The organism is Pedomonas sp., assembly GCF_036515995.1.
In the GTDB taxonomy this organism is placed as follows: domain Bacteria; phylum Pseudomonadota; class Alphaproteobacteria; order Sphingomonadales; family Sphingomonadaceae; genus Pedomonas.
Genome location: NZ_DATBUP010000085.1, coordinates 1 through 22,254, shown reverse-complemented (window position 1 = coordinate 22,254; position 22,254 = coordinate 1). Strand labels below are relative to the sequence as shown.

Annotated in this window: 20 protein-coding genes and 1 tRNA gene; 8 read left to right on the top strand and 13 right to left on the bottom strand. The window is 64.6% G+C overall.

All coding sequences use genetic code 11. The features are described from left to right. From VIG90_RS06805 to hspQ, 10 genes are all read right to left on the bottom strand, one after another. Positions 1-223: 23S rRNA (pseudouridine(1915)-N(3))-methyltransferase RlmH (locus tag VIG90_RS06805; RefSeq protein ID WP_331592728.1), on the bottom strand; the 223-nt coding region annotated here is incomplete at its 3' end. Beyond that, complete coding sequence (gene rsfS, locus VIG90_RS06800; RefSeq protein WP_414695473.1) at positions 223-615, bottom strand: ribosome silencing factor; 393 nt, start codon at positions 613-615, stop codon at positions 223-225. The genes VIG90_RS06805 and rsfS, both read right to left, overlap by 1 nt. A 10-nt stretch (positions 616-625) precedes the next feature. After that, positions 626-1,282, bottom strand: a complete 657-nt coding sequence (locus VIG90_RS06795; protein WP_331592727.1) for a nicotinate-nucleotide adenylyltransferase — start codon at positions 1,280-1,282, stop codon at positions 626-628. 19 nt (positions 1,283-1,301) lie between these two features. Then, complete coding sequence (locus VIG90_RS06790) at positions 1,302-2,585, bottom strand: glutamate-5-semialdehyde dehydrogenase (protein WP_414695472.1); 1,284 nt, start codon at positions 2,583-2,585, stop codon at positions 1,302-1,304. Beyond that, positions 2,582-3,715, bottom strand: a complete 1,134-nt coding sequence (gene proB / locus VIG90_RS06785; RefSeq protein WP_331592726.1) for a glutamate 5-kinase — start codon at positions 3,713-3,715, stop codon at positions 2,582-2,584. Before proB ends, VIG90_RS06790 begins: the two co-directional genes overlap by 4 nt. Then, positions 3,700-4,725: a GTPase ObgE gene (gene obgE, locus VIG90_RS06780; protein WP_331592725.1), complete on the bottom strand. Its 1,026-nt coding sequence runs from the start codon at positions 4,723-4,725 to the stop codon at positions 3,700-3,702. The genes proB and obgE overlap by 16 nt, the downstream gene beginning before the upstream one ends. After that, a complete protein-coding gene (locus tag VIG90_RS06775; RefSeq protein WP_331592724.1) occupies positions 4,722-5,285 on the bottom strand; it encodes a GNAT family N-acetyltransferase in 564 nt (187 codons plus the stop codon). Before VIG90_RS06775 ends, obgE begins: the two co-directional genes overlap by 4 nt. 137 nt (positions 5,286-5,422) lie before the next feature. After that, positions 5,423-5,692, bottom strand: a complete 270-nt coding sequence (rpmA, locus tag VIG90_RS06770; RefSeq protein WP_331592723.1) for a 50S ribosomal protein L27 — start codon at positions 5,690-5,692, stop codon at positions 5,423-5,425. Between the two features lie 18 nt (positions 5,693-5,710). Next, the gene (gene rplU, locus VIG90_RS06765; RefSeq protein WP_331592722.1) at positions 5,711-6,007 is read right to left on the bottom strand and encodes a 50S ribosomal protein L21; all 297 of its coding nucleotides are present in this window, start codon (positions 6,005-6,007) and stop codon (positions 5,711-5,713) included. Positions 6,008-6,293: 286 nt separating this feature from the next. Continuing rightward, a complete protein-coding gene (gene hspQ / locus VIG90_RS06760) occupies positions 6,294-6,680 on the bottom strand; it encodes a heat shock protein HspQ (protein ID WP_414695471.1) in 387 nt (128 codons plus the stop codon). A 329-nt stretch (positions 6,681-7,009) separates the two neighbouring features. On the opposite strand from hspQ, the gene VIG90_RS06755 reads away from it, so the two are divergent. After that, positions 7,010-7,099: transfer RNA gene (locus tag VIG90_RS06755), tRNA-Ser, on the top strand. Positions 7,100-7,252: 153 nt separating this feature from the next. On the opposite strand, the gene VIG90_RS06750 is transcribed toward VIG90_RS06755, so the two are convergent. Continuing rightward, positions 7,253-8,047, bottom strand: a complete 795-nt coding sequence (locus VIG90_RS06750; protein ID WP_331592720.1) for a gamma-glutamyl-gamma-aminobutyrate hydrolase family protein — start codon at positions 8,045-8,047, stop codon at positions 7,253-7,255. An 866-nt stretch (positions 8,048-8,913) separates the two neighbouring features. Here VIG90_RS06750 and VIG90_RS06745 point away from each other — a divergent pair. The 5 genes from VIG90_RS06745 (at position 8,914) to VIG90_RS19810 (ending at position 17,241) form a co-directional block, all read left to right on the top strand. Beyond that, positions 8,914-11,121 carry a TonB-dependent receptor gene (locus tag VIG90_RS06745; RefSeq protein WP_331592719.1) on the top strand — a complete coding sequence of 736 codons (2,208 nt, stop codon included), beginning with the start codon at positions 8,914-8,916 and terminating at the stop codon, positions 11,119-11,121. A gap of 161 nt (positions 11,122-11,282) precedes the next feature. Continuing rightward, entirely contained in the window at positions 11,283-12,923 is a 1,641-nt protein-coding gene (locus tag VIG90_RS06740; protein ID WP_414695474.1) for an amidohydrolase family protein, read from the top strand. A gap of 236 nt (positions 12,924-13,159) precedes the next feature. Next, on the top strand, positions 13,160-14,587 hold the full coding sequence (locus tag VIG90_RS06735; RefSeq protein WP_331592718.1) for an amino acid permease: 1,428 nt from the start codon (positions 13,160-13,162) through the stop codon (positions 14,585-14,587). Between the two features lie 274 nt (positions 14,588-14,861). Next, positions 14,862-16,904 (top strand): carbon starvation CstA family protein, encoded by a 2,043-nt coding sequence (locus VIG90_RS06730; RefSeq protein ID WP_331592717.1) that lies wholly within the window; start codon positions 14,862-14,864, stop codon positions 16,902-16,904. A gap of 19 nt (positions 16,905-16,923) precedes the next feature. Beyond that, positions 16,924-17,241, top strand: a complete 318-nt coding sequence (locus VIG90_RS19810) for a YbdD/YjiX family protein (RefSeq protein ID WP_349257194.1) — start codon at positions 16,924-16,926, stop codon at positions 17,239-17,241. A 79-nt stretch (positions 17,242-17,320) separates the two neighbouring features. Here the strand turns inward: VIG90_RS19810 and VIG90_RS06720 are convergent, their stop codons facing one another. Continuing rightward, positions 17,321-17,944: a type 1 glutamine amidotransferase domain-containing protein gene (locus tag VIG90_RS06720; RefSeq protein ID WP_331592716.1), complete on the bottom strand. Its 624-nt coding sequence runs from the start codon at positions 17,942-17,944 to the stop codon at positions 17,321-17,323. A 116-nt stretch (positions 17,945-18,060) separates the two neighbouring features. Continuing rightward, on the bottom strand, positions 18,061-19,233 hold the full coding sequence (locus VIG90_RS06715) for an NAD(P)/FAD-dependent oxidoreductase (RefSeq protein ID WP_331592715.1): 1,173 nt from the start codon (positions 19,231-19,233) through the stop codon (positions 18,061-18,063). Positions 19,234-19,553: 320 nt separating this feature from the next. Between VIG90_RS06715 and VIG90_RS06710 the strand changes: the two genes are divergently transcribed. Together VIG90_RS06710 and VIG90_RS06705 are read left to right on the top strand one after the other, a co-directional pair. Beyond that, positions 19,554-20,789 carry a TIGR03118 family protein gene (locus VIG90_RS06710; protein ID WP_331592714.1) on the top strand — a complete coding sequence of 412 codons (1,236 nt, stop codon included), beginning with the start codon at positions 19,554-19,556 and terminating at the stop codon, positions 20,787-20,789. A gap of 297 nt (positions 20,790-21,086) precedes the next feature. After that, on the top strand, positions 21,087-22,254 hold a 1,168-nt coding region (locus VIG90_RS06705; protein WP_331592713.1), incomplete at its 3' end, for a TIGR03118 family protein.

Sequence of the window (22,254 nt, the reverse complement as noted above, 5' to 3'; positions counted from 1 at the left end):
AAGCGCCGAGCCGTGCGGCGAAGGTTTCGGACGACAGCATCTTGCCGCGCTCGTCAAGCACGACAGTTCGCACGCCGCCCTCGGGGGGAGGGAGGCGCTGCGCCTTCTGCTCGCTCAGTTCGGTTATCTTGAGGGTGGGGCCAAGTCGTGCCGCGTAACGGGCAACAAGCTCCGCCTCGGGCGAGCGCCCGATCCGCCCCACCGCCACGATGTGCAGCAGCATCAGGCTGCGGCAGGCCCGGCGGGAACCTCCACCGACCACATTTTCTCGAGGTTGTAGAAGGTACGAACCTCGGGTCGGAACAAATGAACAACCACATCGCCCGCGTCGATGAGCACCCAGTCCGCCTGCGGCAGACCCTCAACCCGAGCCGCAATGCCGAAATCGGCCTTGAGACGCTCGAGAAGGTGATTCGCCATTGCGGCCACCTGACGGGATGAGTTGCCGCTGGCGATCACCATGTGATCGGCAATGGAACTCTTGCCTGCCAGTGGAATGGAAACGACATCGACGGCTTTGTCATCGTCGAGCGATCTGAGAACCAGATCATGCAGACCAGCTTCACTCGCGGCCTGACTTTGAACGCCACTGTCAGCGGCGGCAATCGGGGGCAATCCTTTCTCCCTACTTGGTGGTGTGACCATATGCATCTGCCCAATCCGGACTGCGCGCACGCAGTGCCGTTGATGATTCGTCAACACCAGGCTGCTCAAGGCAAAAAATCGCGGGCAACTCCCACTCCGTCCACCTTGACACCGTCCGGTCGGGCTTCAGCGCTTTTCTCAGCGGACCCAAAACCCGTGCCGACCGGCGAGCCCCAGAATACCTCGGGCGGAGCAGAACGGCAATCGGAACAACCCGGACAATCTGACGCCACTGATACCACCTGTGAAAACTCTGAAGATTGTCTCCGCCCATCAACCAGATGAACCGGGTGGATGGGTGAAGGTCTACCAGCGCCTTCAAGGTATCAACGGTGTACTGGGTGCCGAGTTTCCTCTCCACATCCGTCGGCACGATTCGCGGATCGCGGGCGATGGCGTGGGCTGAGGCAAGGCGGATGGCTTGCGAGGCCATGTCTTTGGCGGTTTTCAGCGGATTCTGGGGGCTGACCAGCCACCAGACCGCATCCAGTCCCAGCCGTTTTATGGCCTCCTGACTAATATGCAAATGGGCGCGATGCGCCGGGTTGAACGATCCGCCCAGCAGTCCCACGCGTTTGCCATGCCAACGGGCGGCATTGCGCAGCGCAACAGAACCGGAAACAGGATCGGAACTCACCCGCGCTTGCACCCGAAACTTATGACGGCCGGGTCTGGCCAGCGCCGCGCACCACATACTTGTAGGTGGTCAGCTGCTCGACGCCCACCGGGCCGCGTGCATGGATTCGGCCGGTCGAGATGCCGATTTCCGCGCCGAAGCCGAACTCGCCGCCATCGGCGAACTGGGTGGAGGCGTTGTGCAGCACGATGGCCGAGTCCACCTCGCGCAGGAAACGGGCCGCAGCGGCCTCGTCGGCGGTGATGATGCTGTCCGTATGATGCGAGCCATGGCGGTTGATGTGCTCGACCGCACCGGCAACGCCGTCCACCAGCTTCACCGAGAGGATGGCATCCAGATACTCGGTCACCCAGTCTTCCTCGGTCACCGGCTTGATTCGGGCGTCCAGCGCCTGAAGTTCGGCCTCGGCCCGCACCTCGCAGCCCTTCTCCAGCAGCGCGGCGATCACCGGCCCGGCGAGACGATCGGCGTCCGCCCGGTCGATCAGCAGGGTTTCGGTTGCGCCGCAAATGCCGGTGCGGCGCAGCTTGGCGTTCAGCACGACCTCGCGCGCCATGTCCAGATCGGCCGCCTTGTCGAGATAGGTGTGGCAGATGCCCTCAAGGTGCGCGAACACGGGCACGCGGGCCTCTTCCTGCACCCGCGCCACCAGCGACTTGCCGCCACGGGGCACGATGATGTCGATGAGGTTCACCGCCGTCAGCATGGCGCCCACGGCGGCGCGGTCCGTCGTCGGCACGAGCTGGATGGCGGCTTCCGGCAGACCGGCGGTGCGCAGGCCCTCAACGAGGCAAGCGTGAATCGCGCGCGAGGAGTGATGCGACTCGGAGCCGCCGCGCAGGATGACGGCGTTGCCCGCCTTCAGCGTCAGCGCGCCGGCATCCGCCGTCACGTTCGGGCGGCTCTCGTAGATCACGCCGATGACGCCCAGCGGCACCGAGACGCGCTCGATGACGAGGCCGTTCGGACGGGTCCAGCTTGAGGACACGCGGCCGACCGGATCAGCCAGTTCTGCAACCGCTTCCAAACCCTTGGCGATGCCTTCAACGCGCGCCGGGTTCAGCTCCAGCCGGTCAAGCATGGCGCTGGTCAGCCCCTTGGCGCGGCCTGCGTCCATGTCCCGGGCGTTGGCAGCCAGAATTTCATCCACATTGGCGCGCAGAGCCGCGGCGGCACCCCGAATCGCGGCGTTCTTCGTCTCCGGACTGGCCAGACCCAGCTCCTGCACAGCCTGGCGGGCTTTGGTCGCCATGTCCCGCACCAGTTGAACGGGATCGCCGGAAACGCTCATCATCTGGTTCATAGTATCACCATGTCATCGCGGTGCACGATAGCCGCCCGGGGAGAATACCCAAGAATGGCCTCGATCTCATGGCTTTTGCGCCCGCACAGGCGCGCAGCCTCTTCGGTCTGGTAGCTCACGAGACCCCGTGCGACCACCTTGCCCTGCATGTTGACGATATCGACCACGTCGCCGCGCTCGAAATGCCCGGCTACGGCCTTCATGCCCGCGGGCAGCAGGCTGCGGCCCTGCGCAAGCGCTGCCGCCGCGCCGTCGTCGATGATCAGCGTGCCCGCCACCTTCAGCCGCCCGGCGAGCCAGCGCTTGCGGGAGACCGGCGCACTTTCGGGTGCAGGGAAGACGGTGCCGATCTTCTCGTTCTCGAACCGGGACAAGGGCTTGTCCACCTTGCCGGAGATGATCGCCATATGGCAGCCGCCCGAGGCCGCAATGCGCGCCGCCTGCAGCTTGGAGACCATGCCGCCCGAGCCCATGCCCGATGCGCCGACGCCGCCGGCCATCGCCTCGATCTCGGGCGTCAGCTGCGGGACGACGGGAATCAGCTCCGCATCCGGGTCGCTCTTGGGATCGCCGGTGAACAGGCCATCGATATCAGAGAGGAGGATGACGCCGCCCGCCTCTACCGCCTGCCCGACGCGGGCGGCCAGACGGTCGTTGTCACCGAAGCGAATCTCGGCGGTGGTGACCGTGTCATTCTCGTTGATGATGGGCACGGCCCCGGCCTCCACCAGCCGCCCAGCCGTTGCCCGCACGTTGAGGTAACGGCGGCGGTCCTCCAGATCCTGCAACGTCAGCAGCAGCTGGGCCGCCTGAATGCCGTGAGCCGCGAAGAGTTCGGTATACACCTGCGCCAGCTCGATCTGGCCGACGGCGGCGGAGGCCTGCGCGTCTTCAAGGCTGGCCCGCCCGCCCTTGGGCAGCCTGAGGCGGCGCGCCCCCAGCGCGATCGCGCCGGAAGAGACCACCAGAATTTGTTGCCCCGCACTGCGGCGTGCGGCCAGCTCGGCCACCAGGCCTTCCAGCCACTGACGCCGCACCGTGCCGTCTGGCGCAACGATCAGCGAGGAGCCGAGCTTGACGACCAGACGGTGGCACTTTGCGGGGGAAAACAGCTCTACAGGGGCGACCATGCATCTTCCGTTTCTTCAGGAGCGGCGCGGCCCACGGTCTCGATCAGTTGGTCGAGCACGGGCTCCAGACCCTGCCCGGTGGGGGCGGAGATCAGGTGCACCGGCTTGCCGATCGCCTTGGACAGCGCCTGCTGGCGGCGCTTCTGGGTTGCGGGATCCAGCGTGTCGATCTTGGTGAGCGCCACGATTTCGGGCTTGTCTTCAAGCCCTGCGCCGTAGAGCTGCAGCTCGTTGCGGACGGTACGATAGGCCTTGGTCGGGCTTTCCGCGTTGCCGTCCACCAGATGGAGCAGCACGCGGCAGCGCTCGATGTGGCCGAGGAAACGGTCACCGATGCCGACGCCCTCCGCCGCACCCTTGATGAGGCCCGGAATGTCCGCCAGTACGAACTCGCGCGCCTTGTGGCGTACGACGCCCAGCTGCGGCTTCAGCGTGGTGAACGGGTAATCGCCCACCTTCGCCTTGGCGTTGGAGACCGCGTTGATGAAGGTGGACTTGCCCGCGTTGGGCAGGCCCAGAAGACCTGCGTCCGCGATCAGCTTCAGTCGCAGCCACACCCACATTTCCTCACCCGGGAAACCGGGGATGAACTTGCGGGGCGCCTGATTCGTCGATGTCTTGAAGTGGAGGTTGCCCTTGCCGCCGTCACCGCCGCGCAACAGCACCACGCGCTGGCCGGGCTCGGTCATGTCGGCAATCACATGCTCCTTGTCTTCGGACAGCACCTGCGTTCCCGCCGGCACCTTCAGGATCATGTCGTTGCCGCCCGCGCCCGTGCGGTTGCGGCCCATGCCGTGATGGCCGCGCTGGGCGCGGAAATGCTGGGTGTAGCGGTAATCGATCAGCGTATTGAGGCCGTCGACGCACTCGATGATGACGTCGCCGCCCTTGCCGCCGTCGCCACCGTCAGGTCCGCCGTACTCAATGAACTTCTCGCGCCGGAACGACACGCAGCCATCGCCGCCGTCGCCGGATTTGAGATAGATCTTGCACTGATCAAGAAACTTCATGCCGCGTGCATCTCCACTTGGCCTGCTCTATGGGCGAGCCAGCCCTCCCGCGTCAACGCCACGTTTCGGCAGGGAACATTGCAATCACGTGCCAGGCAATGCCGCAGACCCTCTCCGGTCGGCTCAAAGCCCAGCTTCTCCAGCACCCGGCCCGATGCCGGGTTCTCAACAAAATGGCCGGCAACCAGGCGCGGAAGCCTCAAACCAAGGAATCCCAAGTCCAGAACGGCACGCCCGGCCTCGGTTGCGTAACCCCGGCCCCACCAGGGCTTCGCCACCCAGTAGCCCAGCTCCCACGCCTGCGCCTCCTCGGCCCGGAACAGGCCGATGCACCCGGCAAGCGCCGTGCCTTCCGCGTCTCTGGTGAGAATCACGAACGTGGGCTGCGGCTCCGCCTCCTCGAAGGAAGCGATGAAAGTCTCCGCATCCGCCAGGGTGTAGGGGTGCGGCACCCGCGCCAGGTTGATGGCCATGTCGCGCTCGGCCAGCGCCGAGGCGATGGCAGGTGCGTCTTCAGGCCAGGGTGGCCGCAAGAGCAGCCGCTGCGTGCGTATGAACATAAAACTCTCCCGCCGTAGAACGTGGGGAGAGGGAGAATAAACGCAAAGAGGGAGACGGTAACCCATCTCCCTCTCCGGAATGTCGTGTCTGGGTCACCGTTTGAGCGACCCGGACATGTCCATGTGCTGGCCGCGATTTACTCGGCTGCGAGCGGCATCGGTTCGACAGATACGTACTGCCGGCCCAGCTTGCCGTCATGGAACTTCACGGTGCCCTCGACGAGAGCGAAAATGGTGTGGTCCTTGCCCAGGCCCACATTGGTGCCCGGGTGAACCTTGGTGCCGCGCTGACGGATGATGATGTTGCCACCAACAACACGCTCGCCACCGAACTTCTTGACGCCAAGACGGCGACCGGCGGAATCGCGACCGTTACGCGAGGAGCCGCCTGCTTTTTTATGTGCCATGACTCAGTCTCCTCTGACTTAGCCGATCGCTTTGATCTTGAGTACCGTCAGCTGCTGACGGTGACCCAGCTTGCGCCGGTAGTTGTGACGACGCTTCTTCTTGAAAATGACGACCTTGTCGCCCTTCGTCTGATCGACGATCTCGGCGGTGACCGTGACGCCGGAACCCGACTTCACGTCGGCGCCTTCGCCAACCATCAGAACTTCAGACAGGGTAACAGTCTCACCAGCCTCACCGGCCAGCTTCTCAACCAGGATCTGGTCGTCGGCGGCGACCCGGTACTGCTTACCACCCGTGCGCACCACAGCGTACATGGCTAAAACCTTCTCAATCGTTGGCGGCACAGCAGGACACAAGGCATCCCGGCGCCGATCCTTGGAAGCGCGGAGTTATACTTACCGTTGACTATGAGTCAACCGCTTGTTGACGCGACAACAAAAAGCGGAAGCGAGAGCTTCCTGAATTGCAGACCCGGTAACAAGCTTCGCGTCCCTGTTATCCGCAATGGCGCGACTCTTCAACGAAAAGCGCCCCTGCATCAGACCTTTTCTGCCTGCAGGGGCGCATCAGGGCGGTTATTGCCGCCGAAATCGCCGGATTCTAGTTCGCCCGCTCGGGCCGGAGCTGGTATTGCCCGTCCGAATAACCGGAAAACATCTGGGGAATCGCCGGATGCACCACCGGTTCGGCCGAATCATCCGCCACAAGGTTCTGCTCGCTGACGTAGGCGACATAAGCCGACTGGTCGTTCTCGGCGAGCAGGTGGTAGAAAGGCTGGTCCTTGTCCGGGCGGAGGTCCTCGGGAATGGAGAGCCACCACTCCTCGGAGTTGTTGTATTCCGGATCAACGTCAAAGATCACGCCGCGCAGCGGGTAATAACGATGACGCACCACCTGCCCGATGCGGAAGGTGGCTTCTCTGGTTCCAACGACCGAAGCTGGCCGGCTGGCCCCAATTCCTGCTCTGTGCAGTTCCATGCTTTGCATAGGTCGTTCCTTTCGATCCGAAGGGTTTGACCCGACCCCCTCATCTCGGGGCCTCTCATCAACAATCTTCTTCTGATTCCGATATAGGAACGAGCCGAAGCGGTTTTAAGCCCTCACCAGCCCCCTGCCTCCACCCCGGTCCCGCCGCGGGGGCGGCGTGCCGCAAGGCGAAACCGGCCCTGTCGCCCGGCCTGCGGCACAGCCGAGAGCTTCATTACAAAAAATCCGGACAGAGTGTGCAACGGGGGCTTCACAACCGCCGCGCCTTGCCTTATGTACGCGGCTCGCTCAACGGGGCGCGCCTGAAGGCGGCGCTACCGGCGGTCCACGGAGAGGTGGCTGAGTGGTCGAAAGCACCGCACTCGAAATGCGGCATACGGGCAACTGTATCGAGGGTTCGAATCCCTCCCTCTCCGCCAGACGCCAGTCTGGCAATATGTGAGAAGCCAGTCTGGCTTCCCGGAAAACTCCACAGATAACGAAGAGCACCGCCACACCGGCCGCCACATGGGGCACTGCGAGCCATGGCGCTTGCGCGTGCACAGCCCGGGGACCGGTCCGGGCGCCTGAGATTAGACTCCGGCGTAGCGGAGGATGGGCGAGAGGCGGGCGATGTCCCGCTCGCCGTGCAGCAGCTTGCCGAAGTGGTCAAACAGCGCCTGGCTGACGGGATTGGTGGCCAGATCCCACTCTGGGTGCCACTGCACGCCCAGTACCGCCGCGTTGCCGTCCTGCCAGGAGATGGCTTCCACCAGCCCGTCATCCGCCAGCGCCTCCACGGTCAGGCCGTGGCCGAGCCGGTCCACGCCCTGATAGTGCACCGAGTTAACGCCAATGCGGCGACGGCCGACGACCTGCTCCAGCACGCCGCCCTGCTCGATGGAGACGGCATGGTTGAGCGAGAACAGCCTGGAGAACTCGGTTTCCGGATGAACCGGCAGATGGTGCGTCATCGTCTCGTGCCCGTGGCCGAGGCCGCAGCGCAGGCTGCCACCGAAGAAGACGTTGAGCTCCTGAAAGCCCCGGCAGATGCCGAACACCGGTTTGCCCTGCTTCAGCATCTCTTCCAGCAGCAGGAACACCGTGCGGTCCCGGCTCTCGTCAAACGGGCCGTGCTCGGGCTGGGCCTGCGTGTCGTAATGTTGCGGGTTCACATTGGTGAAGCTGCCCGGCAGGAACAAGCCATCGAACAGGGCCGCCATCTGGCGGATGCTGGCGGCGTCGGTCAGGGATGGCACGATGAGGCCGGTCGCCTGCAGGCGGTTCAGCACGGGCTCGACATAACGGTGGGAGACGGCGTGCACCTGACGGCCGCCCACATCGCGGCTGCAGCTGACAATACCAAGAAGGGGCTTGCGATCACTCATATACTATAAGGTCCGAATGTGTGGGCCGGGCACGGTCATGATCGTGCCCACAATGGGATGTCGACGAGGCTCAGGCGCTGCGGCGACAACACATTCGGGGCGCCAGAGCAGCAGGCTGCGGCGCGGTAAGTGCGGTGATGCGGCGGTGCGTCATCAGGCTCATCCCGGATGAAACCAACGGATAACCAACACTACCTGCGCAATAGACATTCGCGCCACATAGTTTTTCTGGAGAGAGGGCAAGGCGGTCTTTGTCGGCGGAGGCCGACCAACCTTGGAAGCGGCGGAGGCCGACCAACTCAGGCATCGGCGCAGGCCAACTGGACTGCGCCCGATCATGACGGCTCCTATGGCGCGCCGGTCGCCCTCCCCTTGGCCCCGTAAATACCGGCCGCGTTAACGATGAATATTTACTGTAAATATCCGCAGAGTAGAGAGGATGCGCATAGCAAAGAGCCGGGCAGGCGCGGTCGCCTCCAGAAACAAAATTACAAGGACAATTATTTTATTATCTAGTCACCCTGCGGTCTATTCGGGTTTACGCCGATTCTACGGCCTAAAAACGGCCCCTGTTCCTGCATGAGGCCGAATTTAATTGGGAAAGACCTCTCAATAGCGGCCGGATTCAGTAGATAATTCGCTTTAATGCCCCCAAATTCGAAACACATTCGCGATCTTTGGTGTTAGTCTAAGAAAAATCCCAAAAAACAACATGAGTTACCGAAGGGGAGACTAATCCAAAAACGAGACAGGGGGGCAAATCCATGTCACAGATCAGAGTAGCTCGTAGCAATTTCTTGCGTTCAGTTCCTTGTAGAGTGGCGTTTCTGGCTGGCACGGCGTCCGTTGCTTTGAGTATTCCGGCTTTGGCCCAAAGTCCTGCCAATGAAGGCGAAATCGTTGTTACAGCGCTCAAGCGCGACACCCGCCTTCAGGACACGCCTCTGGCGATTTCCGCAGTCACTGGCGATACGCTCGCCCGCGCTGGCAACACCAGCATCACCGATCTCACCCGCAACACACCAAGCCTTCGCATCGTCGACAGCGGCCCGGGCAATCGGCGCGTCATCCTGCGCGGCGTGACGGCGGCCGGCGAGCCGACGGTCGGCGTCTACTTCGATGAATCGCCGGTGGCCGGTTCGGTCGGCACCACCAGCGACTCCGCCTCCTCCACCCCTGACCTGCGCATGTTCGACGTGGAGCGCGCGGAAGTCCTGCGCGGCCCGCAAGGCACGCTGTACGGCTCGGGCTCCATGGGCGGCACGTTGCGCGTCATCTACAACAAGCCGAAGTCAGACGCCTGGGAAGGCGCGGTCAGCGCCAATATGTCCGCCGTGGAAGGCGGCAGCCTTGGCGCCTCGATCGACGCCATGGTCAACGCGCCGATCGTGGAGGACAAGGTCGCGCTGCGCGTGGTTGGCAATTACAACCAGTTCGCCGGCTACGTGGACAACATCTACTACGGCGACAAGAACGTGAACGACGGCCAGAGCTACGGCGGCCGTGCCCTGCTGCGCTTCACCCCGACCGACCGCCTGACCATCGACCTGGCGGCCTACTACGAGAAGGTCTCGACCGACAGCCCGCGCTGGATTTCCGAAACCGGCAGGCGCTACACCACCGATGCCCGCTCGGAATCCGGCAACTACGACGAGAACCGCATCTATAGCGCCACGCTGAACTACGACTTCGACAGCGTGGTGCTGACGGCGGTGACCACCTACTTCGACCGCGACCGCATTGCGGTGGGCGACGTGAGCGACACCTTCAGCGGCCGTGACAACGCCGCCGGTTGCGCCCGCTATCACCTGCGCAACACCGCCCTCACCTGCTCGCCGGACCAGCTGGCGACCTACCTGGAGAGCACCGGCCGCATCCTCTTCTCCAGCCTTTACCAGCCGCAATCGGTGAAGAACTGGACGAACGAGCTGCGCCTGAGCTCGACCGGGGATGGCCCGTTCAACTGGACCGCCGGCGGCTTCATGCAGGACCGCGAGACGGTGGTGCGCTCCACCCTGCTGACGGCAAATCCGAACAACGGCCAGCTCGAGGACTTCGTAGACGAGAACATCTTCTATGATCGCACCATCAACGACGAACTGAAGCAGAAGGCACTGTTTGCCGAGCTGTCCTACAAGTTCTTCGATGCGCTCACCCTGACGGTCGGCTCCCGTTATTATGAATACAAGAAGCTGGTGGGCGGCCGCATCGACAAGGGACAGGAGCATTACGTCTCCAACGTCACGCCCTATCAGGAGGCGCGCTCGAAGGAAGACGGCTTCGTCCACAAGGTCAACGTCTCCTACGAGTTCAGCCCGCAGTTCATGATTTACGCCCAGGCGGCCGAAGGCTTCCGCCCGGGCGGCGTCAACCAGGTGATCGGCCTGCCGGCGGCCATGGCCGCCTACACCTCCGATAGCCTGTGGAACTACGAGCTGGGCATGAAGAGTCAGCCGCTGCCGGGCGTCTACTTCAACGTCACCGGCTACCGGATCGACTGGGACAACCTTCAGGTCTCGGCCCGCACTTCCGGCACCGGCTCGGTGTTCGGCCTGATCGCCAACGCCGGCGCCGCGCGCATCGAGGGCGCGGAGGTGGAGCTTTCCGCCTACCCGCTGCCGGGCCTCTCGCTCAGCGGCAACCTCGGCTACACCGACGCCCGCCTCTCGGAAGATCAGGTGAGCGAAGTCGTGGTGGCCAACGGCCGCAAGGGGGATCGCCTCGCCTACGTGCCGAAGTGGAGCCTGAGCGGCTCCGCCGAGTACACGTGGGGCCTGACCGATGCGCTCGACGGTCTGGTGCGCATGGATGTAAGCCACGTCAGCTCGACTTACAGCACGCTCAGCCCGCTCGATGTCTACCGGCGCAAGGTCGATGCCTACGAACTGGTCAACGCCCGCATCGGCGTCCAATCGCCGGACGGCGAGTGGAGCGTCGCCCTGTTCATCAACAACGTGCTCGACGCGGCGGCCATCAACAGCCGGGGCTCCAGTTCGAACACCGGCGGCAAGACCACGACCTACAGCGCGCCGCCGCGCACGTTCGGCATCAGCCTGATGAAGAAGTTCAACTGACCCGGAAAAGGGCGCTGCCGCAGGGAACGGCCAGCGCCCTTTCCTCATCGCTGCAAGGCTTGAAGAGACTTCAGAAGCATCCAACGGGGGAAACACACGTGAGGAAGAAGCTTTCGCAACTGCGCAACACCATTCTGGCCGGCACGGCCGCCTGCGTTGCGCTGACCGTGGCAGGCGCATCGGCGCACGCGCCCTTTGCAGACCTGGGCAAGGTGCCCGCGCCCGCTAAGATCGAAGGCCGCCCGGGCAACACGCCCGCGCCGGCGCGCCAGCAGGGAGAAGGCGCGGGTCCGTTCCGCAAGATGGTCATTCGCGGCGTCACGCTCATCGACGGCAGCGGCGCGCCGCCGCGCGGTCCGGTTGACATCGTGATCGAGAACAACACCATCACCGACATCATCAACGCCGGCACGCCGGGCCTGCCGTTGAAGGACAGCCGCGCACCGCGCGACTTCGATTACGAGCTGGATGCCACCGGCATGTACGTGATGCCGGGCTTCGTTGATCTGCACGTCCACGCCGCGACCAACGACAAGGCGCCGGACATGAGCTACTCCTACAAGCTGTGGCTGGCCCACGGCGTGACCTCGGTGCGGGGCGTCGAGCTTGCCGACGTCGAGACCAGCCTCAGCGAGCGCGCCCGCTCCGCCCGCAACGAGATCGTCGCGCCGCGCATCTTCGCCTACCAGCGCCCGGGCTCCGGCAAGGGCTGGACCGGCGGCATCACCAACACGCCGCAGAAGGCGCGCGAGTGGGTGCGCTGGGCGGCCAAGCAGGGGATCGACGGCATCAAGGTCGGCGCGGATGCCAACCAGCCGCCCGAGGTGCTTGAGGCCATCTTCGATGAGGCCAAGAAGCATGGCCTCGGCACCACCGCCCACCTGTCGCAGGTCGGCGTCGGCCGCATGAACGCGCTGGAGGCAGGCCGGGCGGGCCTCGGCACCGTCACCCACTTTTACGGCCACATGGAATCCCTGCTGAAGAACGGCCCGATTCAGGATTGGCCGGTGGACTATAATTATCAGGACGAGCAGGACCGCTTCGGCAACGTGGCGAACCTGGCCGCGGAGAGCGTCGGCCCCGGCAGCAAGCAGTGGCGGGAGTACCTGGAGGAGCAGAAGAAGAACCGCGTGGTCTTCGATCCGACCATGACGATCTACGCCGCCTCGCGCGATCTGATGCACGCCCGCAACGCGGACTGGCACGACACCTACACCATGCCCCAGTTGTGGTACTTCTATCAGTCCTCCCGCGAGAACCACGGCTCATACTTCTTCGACTGGACCACGGCGACCGAGGTGAAGTGGAAGAACTACTACCAGAAGTACATGCGGCTGCTGAACGACTACAAGAATATGGGCGGCCGCGTGGCCACCGGCTCTGACTCCGGCTTCATTTACAAGACCTACGGCTTCGGCTTCGTCGAAGAGCTGGAGCTGCTGCAGGAAGCCGGGTTCAACCCGTCCCAGGTCGTCACCGCGGCCACGCTCAACGGCGCGCTGACCCTTTATGAACCCAAGGGCCAGCCGGTTCCGCCCATCGGCACCGTGCGCATCGGCAAGCTGGCGGATCTGGTCATCGTGAAGGAAAACCCGCTCCAGAACTTCAAGACGCTCTACGGCACGGGCCACCTGCGCCTGAACGAGCAGACCCAGAAGCTCGAGCGGGTTGGCGGCGTCAGCTACACCGTGAAGGACGGCATCGTTTACGACGCCAAGAAGCTCCTGAACGACGTGGCCGAGATGGTTCGCGCCGAAAAGGTCAAGCTCGGCTGGCCGGAACAGGGTCTGCCCCGTCCCTAACCCCCCTCTCAAGGTCTGACAGGGCAGCAGGAAAGCCCCAGCCTCCTCAGGGGCTGGGGCTTTCTCTTGGCGGCCATGAACAGGAGGATTTTTCCATGTGTTGCAAAATTGGACGAAATAAAATTTCGCAGCCTATTTCGCTGCCGCTATAGTCCCAGCCAACAAGCATGGAATGCCCGAGCGGCGGGGGAGCCGCTCCGGCATCAACATCAACCTTATCGATTGAGGCGATCTCAATGTCTTTCCTGACCCGCCGCAAGGCGATCGATCTGGCAGACGCGCCCGAGCATGGACAGAAACTGCACCGCACCCTGAGCTGGCCGCACCTTGTCGGCCTCGGGGTTGGCGCCATTGTCGGCACCGGCATTTATACGCTCATCGGCGTGGGTGCCGAGCGCGCCGGCCCGGCCGTCATCCTGGCGTTTCTCATTGCCGGTCTTGTCTGTGTCTGCGTTGCTCTGGCCTACGCCGAACTGGCCACGCTCATCCCGGCTTCCGGCAGCGCCTACACCTACAGCTACACTGTTCTAGGCGAGGCCATCGCCTGGCTCATCGGCTGGAGCCTGATTCTGGAATACTCCGTCGTCTGCGCGGCAGTGGCGGTCGGCTGGTCCGGCTATGCCGTCGGCTTCCTGCAATCGGCGGGCATCAACCTGCCCATCGAACTGGTGGCCGGACCGCACGCGGGCGGCCTCATCAACCTGCCCGCCATCCTCATCGTTGCCGCCGTTGCCGGCATGCTGCTCATCGGCACGCGCGAGAGCGCCTCGGTCAACGCGTTCCTCGTGGTGTTCAAGGTTCTGGCGCTGGTGATCTTCATCGCGCTGACCATCCCGGCCTTCAACTCCGGCAACTTCGAGCCGTTCATGCCCTACGGCTTTGCCGCCTCCGAGGCGACCGGCGCGGCCAAGGGCGTGATGGCAGCAGCGGCCATCATCTTCTTCGCCTTCTACGGGTTCGATGCGGTGTCCACTGCCGCCGAGGAAACGAAGAACCCCGGCCGTGACCTGACCATCGGCATCATCGGCTCCATGGTGGTCTGCACTGCGCTCTACATGGCCGTGGCGGCCGTTGCCATCGGGGCCATGCCGTTCGGCGAGTTCGCCGCCTCCGGCGAGCCGCTGGCCCACGTGCTGCGCACTCTCGGCCACCCGCAGGTGGCGGTGTTCATCGGCGCGGTGGCTGTCATCGCGCTGCCGACCGTGATCCTTGCCTTCATGTACGGCCAGAGCCGCATCTATTTCGTGATGGCGCGCGACGGGCTGCTGCCGCAGCGCCTCGGCTCGGTCAACAAGCGCGGCGTGCCGGTCACCGTCACGGTCGGCACGGCCGTTGTTGTCTCCGCCATCGCCGGGTTCTTCCCGCTGTCGGAGATCGCCGAACTGGCCAACGCCGGCACGCTGGCCGCGTTCACGGCGGTGGGTGCATGCCTCATCATCCTGCGCCTGCGCGAGCCGGAGCGTCCGCGCGTGTTCCGCGCGCCGGCGTTCTGGGTGGTGGGCAGCCTCGCCATTGCAGGCTGTCTCTACCTGTTCGCCAGCCTGCCCTCGCTCACCCAGCAGCGCTTCCTGATCTGGAACGTGATCGGCATTGCCGTTTACCTGGCTTACGGCGCGCGCAAGAGCCGTCTGGCAACCCAGGCGAAGCAGGCGGCCCTGAACTGAGCCCCATGACCTGAAGCCATTATTCACAAGAACATCAGGCCAGACGGCCCTTATCCTTGGTCAGGCCGGGCGCGGAGTTCATCTCCGCCGCCCGGCTTTCTTTTGCCCCGAGACGGCGCTGAACGATCCTGCCGTGCGCGCCTGCCTGCCTACTGGCGCGTTCTCCCTCGGTTCCTCGCCCGATCTTTTTTGCGCCACGCCTTGCCATAAAGGCCCGATTGCGCGTTAGTTCCGGCGGGAGAAATCACAAGGATACGGGGACAATACGGTGCAAATGCTCGGAAAAATCGGCTGGGCGCTTGCCGCGATCATCGCGGCGGCGGCGCTGGCCGTGATCGCCACCCAGCGGGGTGAGCCGGTCAACGCGCTCTGGATCGTCGTTGCGGCGGTCTCGCTCTACCTCATCGGCTACCGCTTCTACGCCCTCTACATCGCCAAGCACGTCATGCGGCTCGACCCCGCGCTGCCCACGCCCGCCGTGCGCCGCGCCGACGGCCTGGATTACGTGCCCACCAACCGCTACGTGCTGTTCGGCCACCACTTCGCGGCCATCGCCGGGGCGGGGCCGCTGGTAGGTCCGGTGCTGGCGGCGCAGATGGGCTACCTGCCCGGCACGCTCTGGATTCTCTTCGGCGTGGTGCTGGCCGGCGCGGTGCAGGACTTCATGGTCCTGTTTCTCTCGATGCGCCGCGACGGCAAATCGCTGGGCGAGCTGGTCCGCATGGAGATGGGCGCGGTTGCGGGCACCATCGCCCTGTTCGGCGCCTTCATGATCATGGTGATCATTCTCGCCGTGCTGGCCCTCATCGTGGTGCGCGCGCTGGCCGACAGCCCGTGGGGCATGTTCACCGTGGCGGCCACCATCCCCATTGCCATCTTCATGGGGCTGTACCTGCGCTACATCCGCCCCGGGCGCGTGGCCGAGATCTCGATCATCGGCTTCGTCCTGCTCATGCTGGCCATCGTCTTCGGCCGCAACATCGCGGAATCGCCGGTCTTTGGCCCCATGTTCACCTTCACCCCGGTCCAGCTGTGCTGGTTGCTCATCGGCTACGGCGGCATCGCCGCCATCCTGCCGGTATGGCTGCTGCTCGCCCCGCGCGACTACCTCTCGACCTTCCTCAAGATCGGCGCGATCGTGGCGCTGGCCATCGGCATCGTCGTCATGGCCCCGCAGCTCCAGATGCCCGCGCTGACCAAGTTTGCGGACGGCGGCGGGCCGGTCTGGTCAGGCAACCTGTTCCCGTTCCTGTTCATCACCATCGCCTGCGGTGCGGTGTCGGGTTTCCATGCGCTGATCTCCAGCGGCACCACGCCCAAGCTCATCGCCAATGAACGAGATGTTCCCTTCATCGGCTACGGCGGCATGCTGATGGAAAGCTTCGTCGCCATCATGGCGTTGGTGGGTGCCTCCATCCTCGACCCGGGCCTCTACTTCGCCATGAACAGCCCGTCGGCCCTCATCGGCACCACGCCGGAAAGCGCGGCGGCGGCGGTTACCGCCATGGGCTTCCCGGTCACGCCGGAGTATCTGGCGCAGGTCGCAAAGGACGTGGGCGAAGCCTCCGTCATCTCCCGCACCGGCGGTGCGCCCACCCTCGCCGTCGCCATGGCCGAGATCTTCTCGCACGTGATAGGCGGCAGTGCGATGAAGGCCTTCTGGTACCACTTCGCCATTCTGTTCGAGGCACTGTTCATCCTGACCGCCGTTGACGCCGGCACCCGCGCCGGGCGCTTCATGCTGCAGGACCTGATCGGCCTCGTCTCGCCCCAGTTCCGCAATGCGTCTTCCCTCGTTCCCGGCTTCATCGCCACGGCATTGTGCGTCAGCGCATGGGGCTACTTCCTCTATCAGGGCGTGACCGATCCGCTGGGCGGCGTGAACACCCTGTGGCCGCTGTTCGGCATCGCCAACCAGATGCTGGCGGCCGTGGCGCTGGTGCTGGCAACGGTGGTGCTGTTCCGCATGAAGCGGCACCGCTTCGCCTGGGTCACCATTCTTCCGGCCACATGGCTGGTGATCTGCACGGTCACCGCCGGCCTGCAGAAGGTGCTCTCGTCCGATCCGGCGGTCAGCTTCGTTGCTCATGCCCGCAAGTTCTCGGCGGCGCTGGAGCAAGGACAGGTGCTGGCCCCGGCAAAGAACCTCGCCGAGATGCAGCGCATCATCACCAACGACTGGATCGATGCGGGCCTGTGCATTCTGTTCCTTGGCGTCGTGATCTCGATGGTGATCTTCGGCATCCGCTCGATCATCTCGGCCTACCGCATCCCGGAGCCGACCGCGATCGAGATCCGCGGCGTTCCGGCAGAGTGAATCGGGCGGAGGAAGCGCAATGACCCAGCAACCCAAGTCACTGAAAGACATGTGGCAGCAGGCCGGAGATCCCGGCCTGCCGGGCCGGCCGGTCACGCTGGATCAAACGGCTCATGATCCTCGCACTCATGGCAATCAGGGGCCCAAATACGCCCTACGCCGCTTCTTCAGCGGCGTGCGCGAGACGGCCAACCTGATGATCGGCATTCCATCCTACGAGAACTACCTCGCCCACATGGCCAACCGTCATCCCGACATTGCGCCCATGTCCGAAATCGAGTTCTTCCGCAACCGGCAGGAAGCCCGCTACGGCGCGGGTGGGGCCCGCTGCTGCTGAAGCGCAAGGACAGACGCAAACGAGAGGGGGGGCGAAGCCAGTGGCTCTGCCCCCCGTTGCTTTTCGCAAGGGACGAACGTCAGATATTCTCGCCCTGCATGGTGGCGGCGCTTTCGCCCTTCTGCGCCGAGCCTATGCGTCCGCCCGGCTGCTCCTCGTGGCGGCCTTCGCTGAATTCCTCCACCATCGCGGTGCAGAAGACCGGCAGGTCATCCGGCTTGCGGGAGGTGACGAGCCCGCGATCCACCACCACGTCCTGATCCACCCACTCAGCGCCGGCATTGCGCAGGTCCGCCTCCAGCGACGGCCACGAGGTCATGCGCCGCCCCTGCACGCCCCCGGCGTTGATGAGCGTCCACGGGCCGTGGCAGATGGCGGCAATCGGCTTGCGCGCCTCGACGAAGTGCCGGATGAAGTCGATGGCCGCAGGCTCCAGCCGCAGCGCATCCGGATTGATGACGCCGCCCGGCAGCATCAGCGCGTCGAAGTCCTCGCCCTGCACCTGCTCCAGCGTGTGATCGACAGGTACGGTCTGGCCCTTGTCATGATGGTTGAAGCCCTGAATATCGCCGGACTTGGGCGCGACCACCTCGACACGCGCGCCTGCTTGCTTCAGCGCCTGCATCGGCTCGGTCAGTTCCACCTGTTCGAAGCCGTCCGTCGCCAGAATGGCCACGCGCTTGCCGTTCAGATCATTCGCCATGTATTGTTCTCCCAGTGCCTGAAGTTTGCATCATCAGACATCGGGAACGGGAGAGAGAGCGGCCCAGTTCCTCCCGTGCGGCGCGGCCGGACCGCCGGATTCCAATTCGCCCTATCTCAGATTGACTGCCCGGCCACCCAGCCGCTGGCCCACGCCCACTGGAAATTGTAGCCGCCCAGCCAGCCGGTCACGTCCACCGCCTCGCCGATGGCGTAAAGGCCCGGCACGGCCTTGGCTTCCATGGTCTTGGACGACAGGCCATTTGTATCGATGCCGCCCAGCGTCACTTCCGCCTTGGCGTAGCCCTCGCTGCCGGAGGGGTGGATTTCCCAGCTCTTCAGCTGTGCCGCCATCCGCGCAAGCAGCTTGTCCTGCACGTTGGCCATGGGACCGAGCGGCAGCCGATCGGACAGCGCACTGGCAAGGCGGGCGGGCAGAATCTCCGCCAGTACCGATTTCGCCTCCGCCTTGGGCCGCTCGCGCTTGCGGTCCTTCAGGAATTCCAGCGCATCCAGACCCGGCAGGAGGTCAAGGGTGATGGCCTGTCCTTCCCGCCAGTAGGAGGAAATCTGCAGGATCGCCGGACCGGACAGTCCCCGGTGGGTGAACAGGCTGGCCTCGCGGAAGCTCTGCTTTCCGCACCGGGCAACAGAGTCCACCGCAACGCCCGCCATCTGCTGGCAGAAGCGCAGCAGCTCGCCATCCACCGTCAGCGGCACCAACGCGGGCCGCGTCTCGGTGATGGCAAGGCCGAAGCGCTTGGCCACCTGCCAGGCGAAGCTGGTGGCGCCCATCTTGGGAATGGACGGCCCGCCGGTTGCCAGCACGAGGTTCGGCGCGTGGAAACTGCCCCGGTCCGTCTCCACCCGGAAGCCCTCGCCGCCCGAGACGTTGGTGATGCGGCACCCCGCCTGCACGTCCACGCCGCCGATGGCGCATTCGTCCATCAGCATGGCGACGATTTCCCGCGCCGAGCCGTCGCAGAACAGCTGGCCCAGCGTCTTCTCGTGGTATTTGATGCCGTGCTTTTCCACAAGGTCGATGAAATCCCGCGGCGTGTAGCGGCTCAGCGCCGACTTGGCGAAGTGCGGGTTCTGCGACAGGTAACGGTCGGGCTTTGCATCCACATTGGTGAAGTTGCAGCGCCCGCCGCCCGAGATCAGGATCTTCGAGCCAACCTTGTCCGCATGGTCCAGCAGCAGCACGCGCCGCCCGCGTTGCCCGGCGATAGCCGCGCACATCAGGCCCGCTGCGCCCGCGCCCAGAATGATTACATCAAATGCTTCCATCGCGGCATCTCTAGAGGCTGATGCCCGGAACGCCAAGCCGGGCGCGCGCGGCGCGACACTGAGACCCTTGAGCACTGGCAGCCTTTAAAAATCCAGCGGCCGGAACCTTTGCTAATAACTATGGTTTATTCGGCAGTCTGCCCAGCCGAAACCGGACGGACTTTCACGAAAAATTCATTCCACGCGGCTCCTTGCTGCGCGCCGTTCCCCTAGTTGCGGTGCGATTGCAGTGGCTTCTGCCGAGCCGCCACTGCGCGTTGCGTCCCGTCGGCGTTGCGGTCCGCCATTTTCTTTTCCCGTTTCTAACCATGGAGATGCATATGCAATCTCTACCTTTTTCCCTGCCCCTGCCGTCCCGGCCGTGGCGTGTCTTCCCAGCGCTCTTTCTCGGCGGCTCCCTGCTGGCGGCAATGTCCGCCGGTGCACAGCCGTTCTACCAGATCGAAAGCCTAGTGACCGATGATCAGGCCGCCCTCGCAGCCGAAGGGTTCGAGCCCGCTGCTTTCGTCGATCCCAATCTGGTCAACCCATGGGGCGTATCGTTCAGCCCTGACGGCCCGTTCTGGGTTTCGAACCAGGCCACCGGCACGTCCACCCTTTATACCGGCAGCGGCGAGCCCTTCCCCGTCAGCAATCCGCTGGTAGTGAACATTCCTCAGAGCGGCCCTGTTGCCGGCCCAACCGGGCAGGTGTTCAACGGGACCAGTGATTTCGTGCTGCCCAACGGCGCCACACCCGCCCCCGCCGCCTTCCTGTTCGCCAATCTGGACGGCTCGATTTCCGGCTGGAACGGCTCGGGCGACCCGACACAGGCCGTCACAGTTGTGCCGTCCGGAACGGTTGGACCAGCCGCCTACACCGGCCTTGCCCTCGCCAGCACGGATGGCGGCAACTTCCTGTATGCCGCCAACGGCGCAACCGGGCAGATCGATGTGTTCGATGCCGAGTTCAACCCGGTGACGCTCTCCGGAAACTTCGTTGATCCCAACGTTCCGCCCGGACTCCAGCCCTTCAACATCCAGAACATCGACGGGCTGCTCTACGTCACCTACGCCATCCCCGGGCAGGACTCGCTCAATGCGGAGCTGGGGCAAGGCGCGGTCAGTGTGTTCGCGCCGGACGGAACGTTCCTGCGCCAGATCTCCAGCGGCGGCATGCTCACGTCTCCGTGGGGCATCACCATCGCGCCCGATGAGTTCGGCGAATTCTCCAACGCCCTGCTGGTGGGCAACTTCAACAACGAGTTCGGCTATATCCTCGCCTTCGATCCGGATACGGGAGACGAGCTTGGCGCCATGCTCAATCCCGATGGCTCCCTGCTCACGATCCCGGCGCTCTGGGCGCTGATCTTCGGCAACGGCGGCCTGGGCGGCGATGAGGACGATCTCTACATCTCTGCCGGCCTGACCGACGAGCTGCACGGCCTGTTCGCCGAGATCGCGCCGTTCCAGCAAGGCCCCGGCCCTGAGCCCGTGCCTGAGCCCGGCGCGCTGGGGATACTGGCCGCAGGTCTGCTGCCGCTCGGCCTCGTGCTGCGCCGTCGCAAGCGCGCCTGACGTCAGCGCCCTCTCATACCGCGTTCCAGCAGGAAGCGCCGTGCGGCCCCGGTCCGCCGGCGCTTCCGCGCGTTTGCCTGCTTTTCCGGTGGAGTCCAGCCACAGGAACCTTAACCGTCACGCCGGGTTTTCTGCCTGTCCGCCCAGCCGAACCGGGGCGGCTCCTGTTCCCCTTCGGCTTCCGTTGCGCCTGTTCCAGCACGCCCGGCCGCGCCCTGCGCCGCGCGTGATTGCCTCAAGTGCTGTCGGCGTTGCGACGACTCATTCCCGGCAACAGCATGACCCTTGGAGATGCCCATGCAGGCACCAATCCCTTGCGCACGGCTCCGTTCCTGGCCGCGCCGTACGTTCCTGGCCCTTGGACTTTTCGCGGCGGCAGCAGCGAGCGCCCACGCCGCGCCGCTTTACCAGCAGATCAACCTGGTGACCGATGATCAGGCCGCGCTTGCGGCGGAAGGCTTCGCGCCCGCCGCGTTCGTCGATCCCAACCTCGTCAATCCGTGGGGCGTTGCCTATGCGCCGGGTGGTCCGTTCTGGGTCGCCAACACCGGCACCGGCACGTCCACCGTCTATGATGGAACCGGCCGGCCGCTCCCGCCCGGCAACCCGCTGGTGGTGAACATTCCGCAGAACCCGACGCCGCCTGCCGGACCCACCGGCATCGTGTTCAATGAATCATCCGGCTTCCAGATCCCCAACGGCACGTCGCCTGAACCGGCGACCTTCATCTTCTCGAACCTGGACGGCTCCATCTCCGCCTGGAACGGCTCGGGCGATCCCAGGCAGGCGGTGCAGGTGGTCCCGCCGGGGGATGCCGGACGGCCCGCGGTCTATCCCGGCCTCGGCTTCGGCAGCACCGGCGGCAATTCCTACCTCTACGCCCCCAACGGCATCACCGGGCAGATCGACGTGTTCGATTCCAGTTTCAACCCCGTCACGATGCCGGGAGGGTTCATCGATCCCAACGTGCCGGCCGGGCTGGTGCCGTTCAACGTGCAGAACATCGAAGGGCTGCTCTATGTCACCTATTCCATTCCCGGCCCTCAGGCGATCAACGCGGATCTCGGCCTTGGCGCGGTCAGCGTGTTCGCGCCGGACGGCACATACCTGCGCACCATCAGCACCGGCGGCGATCTCCTGACCTCCCCGTGGGGCGTCGCTCTCGCTCCGGAAGACTTCGGCGAATTCTCCGACGCTCTGCTCGTGGCCAACTTCCACAACGAATACGGCTACATCCTCGCCTATGACTTCGACACCGGCGAGACGCTGGGCGCGCTGCGAAACCCGGACGGCAGCCTCATCGACATTCCCGGCCTCTGGGCCATTCTGTTCGGCAACGGCGGGCTAGGGGGCGATCCCGATGCGCTCTATTTCGCTGCGGGCCTGACCGATGAACTGCACGGACTGTTCGGCGCGCTGAGGCCTTTCCAGCAGGTGCCCGAGCCTGGCACCTATGCCCTGTTCC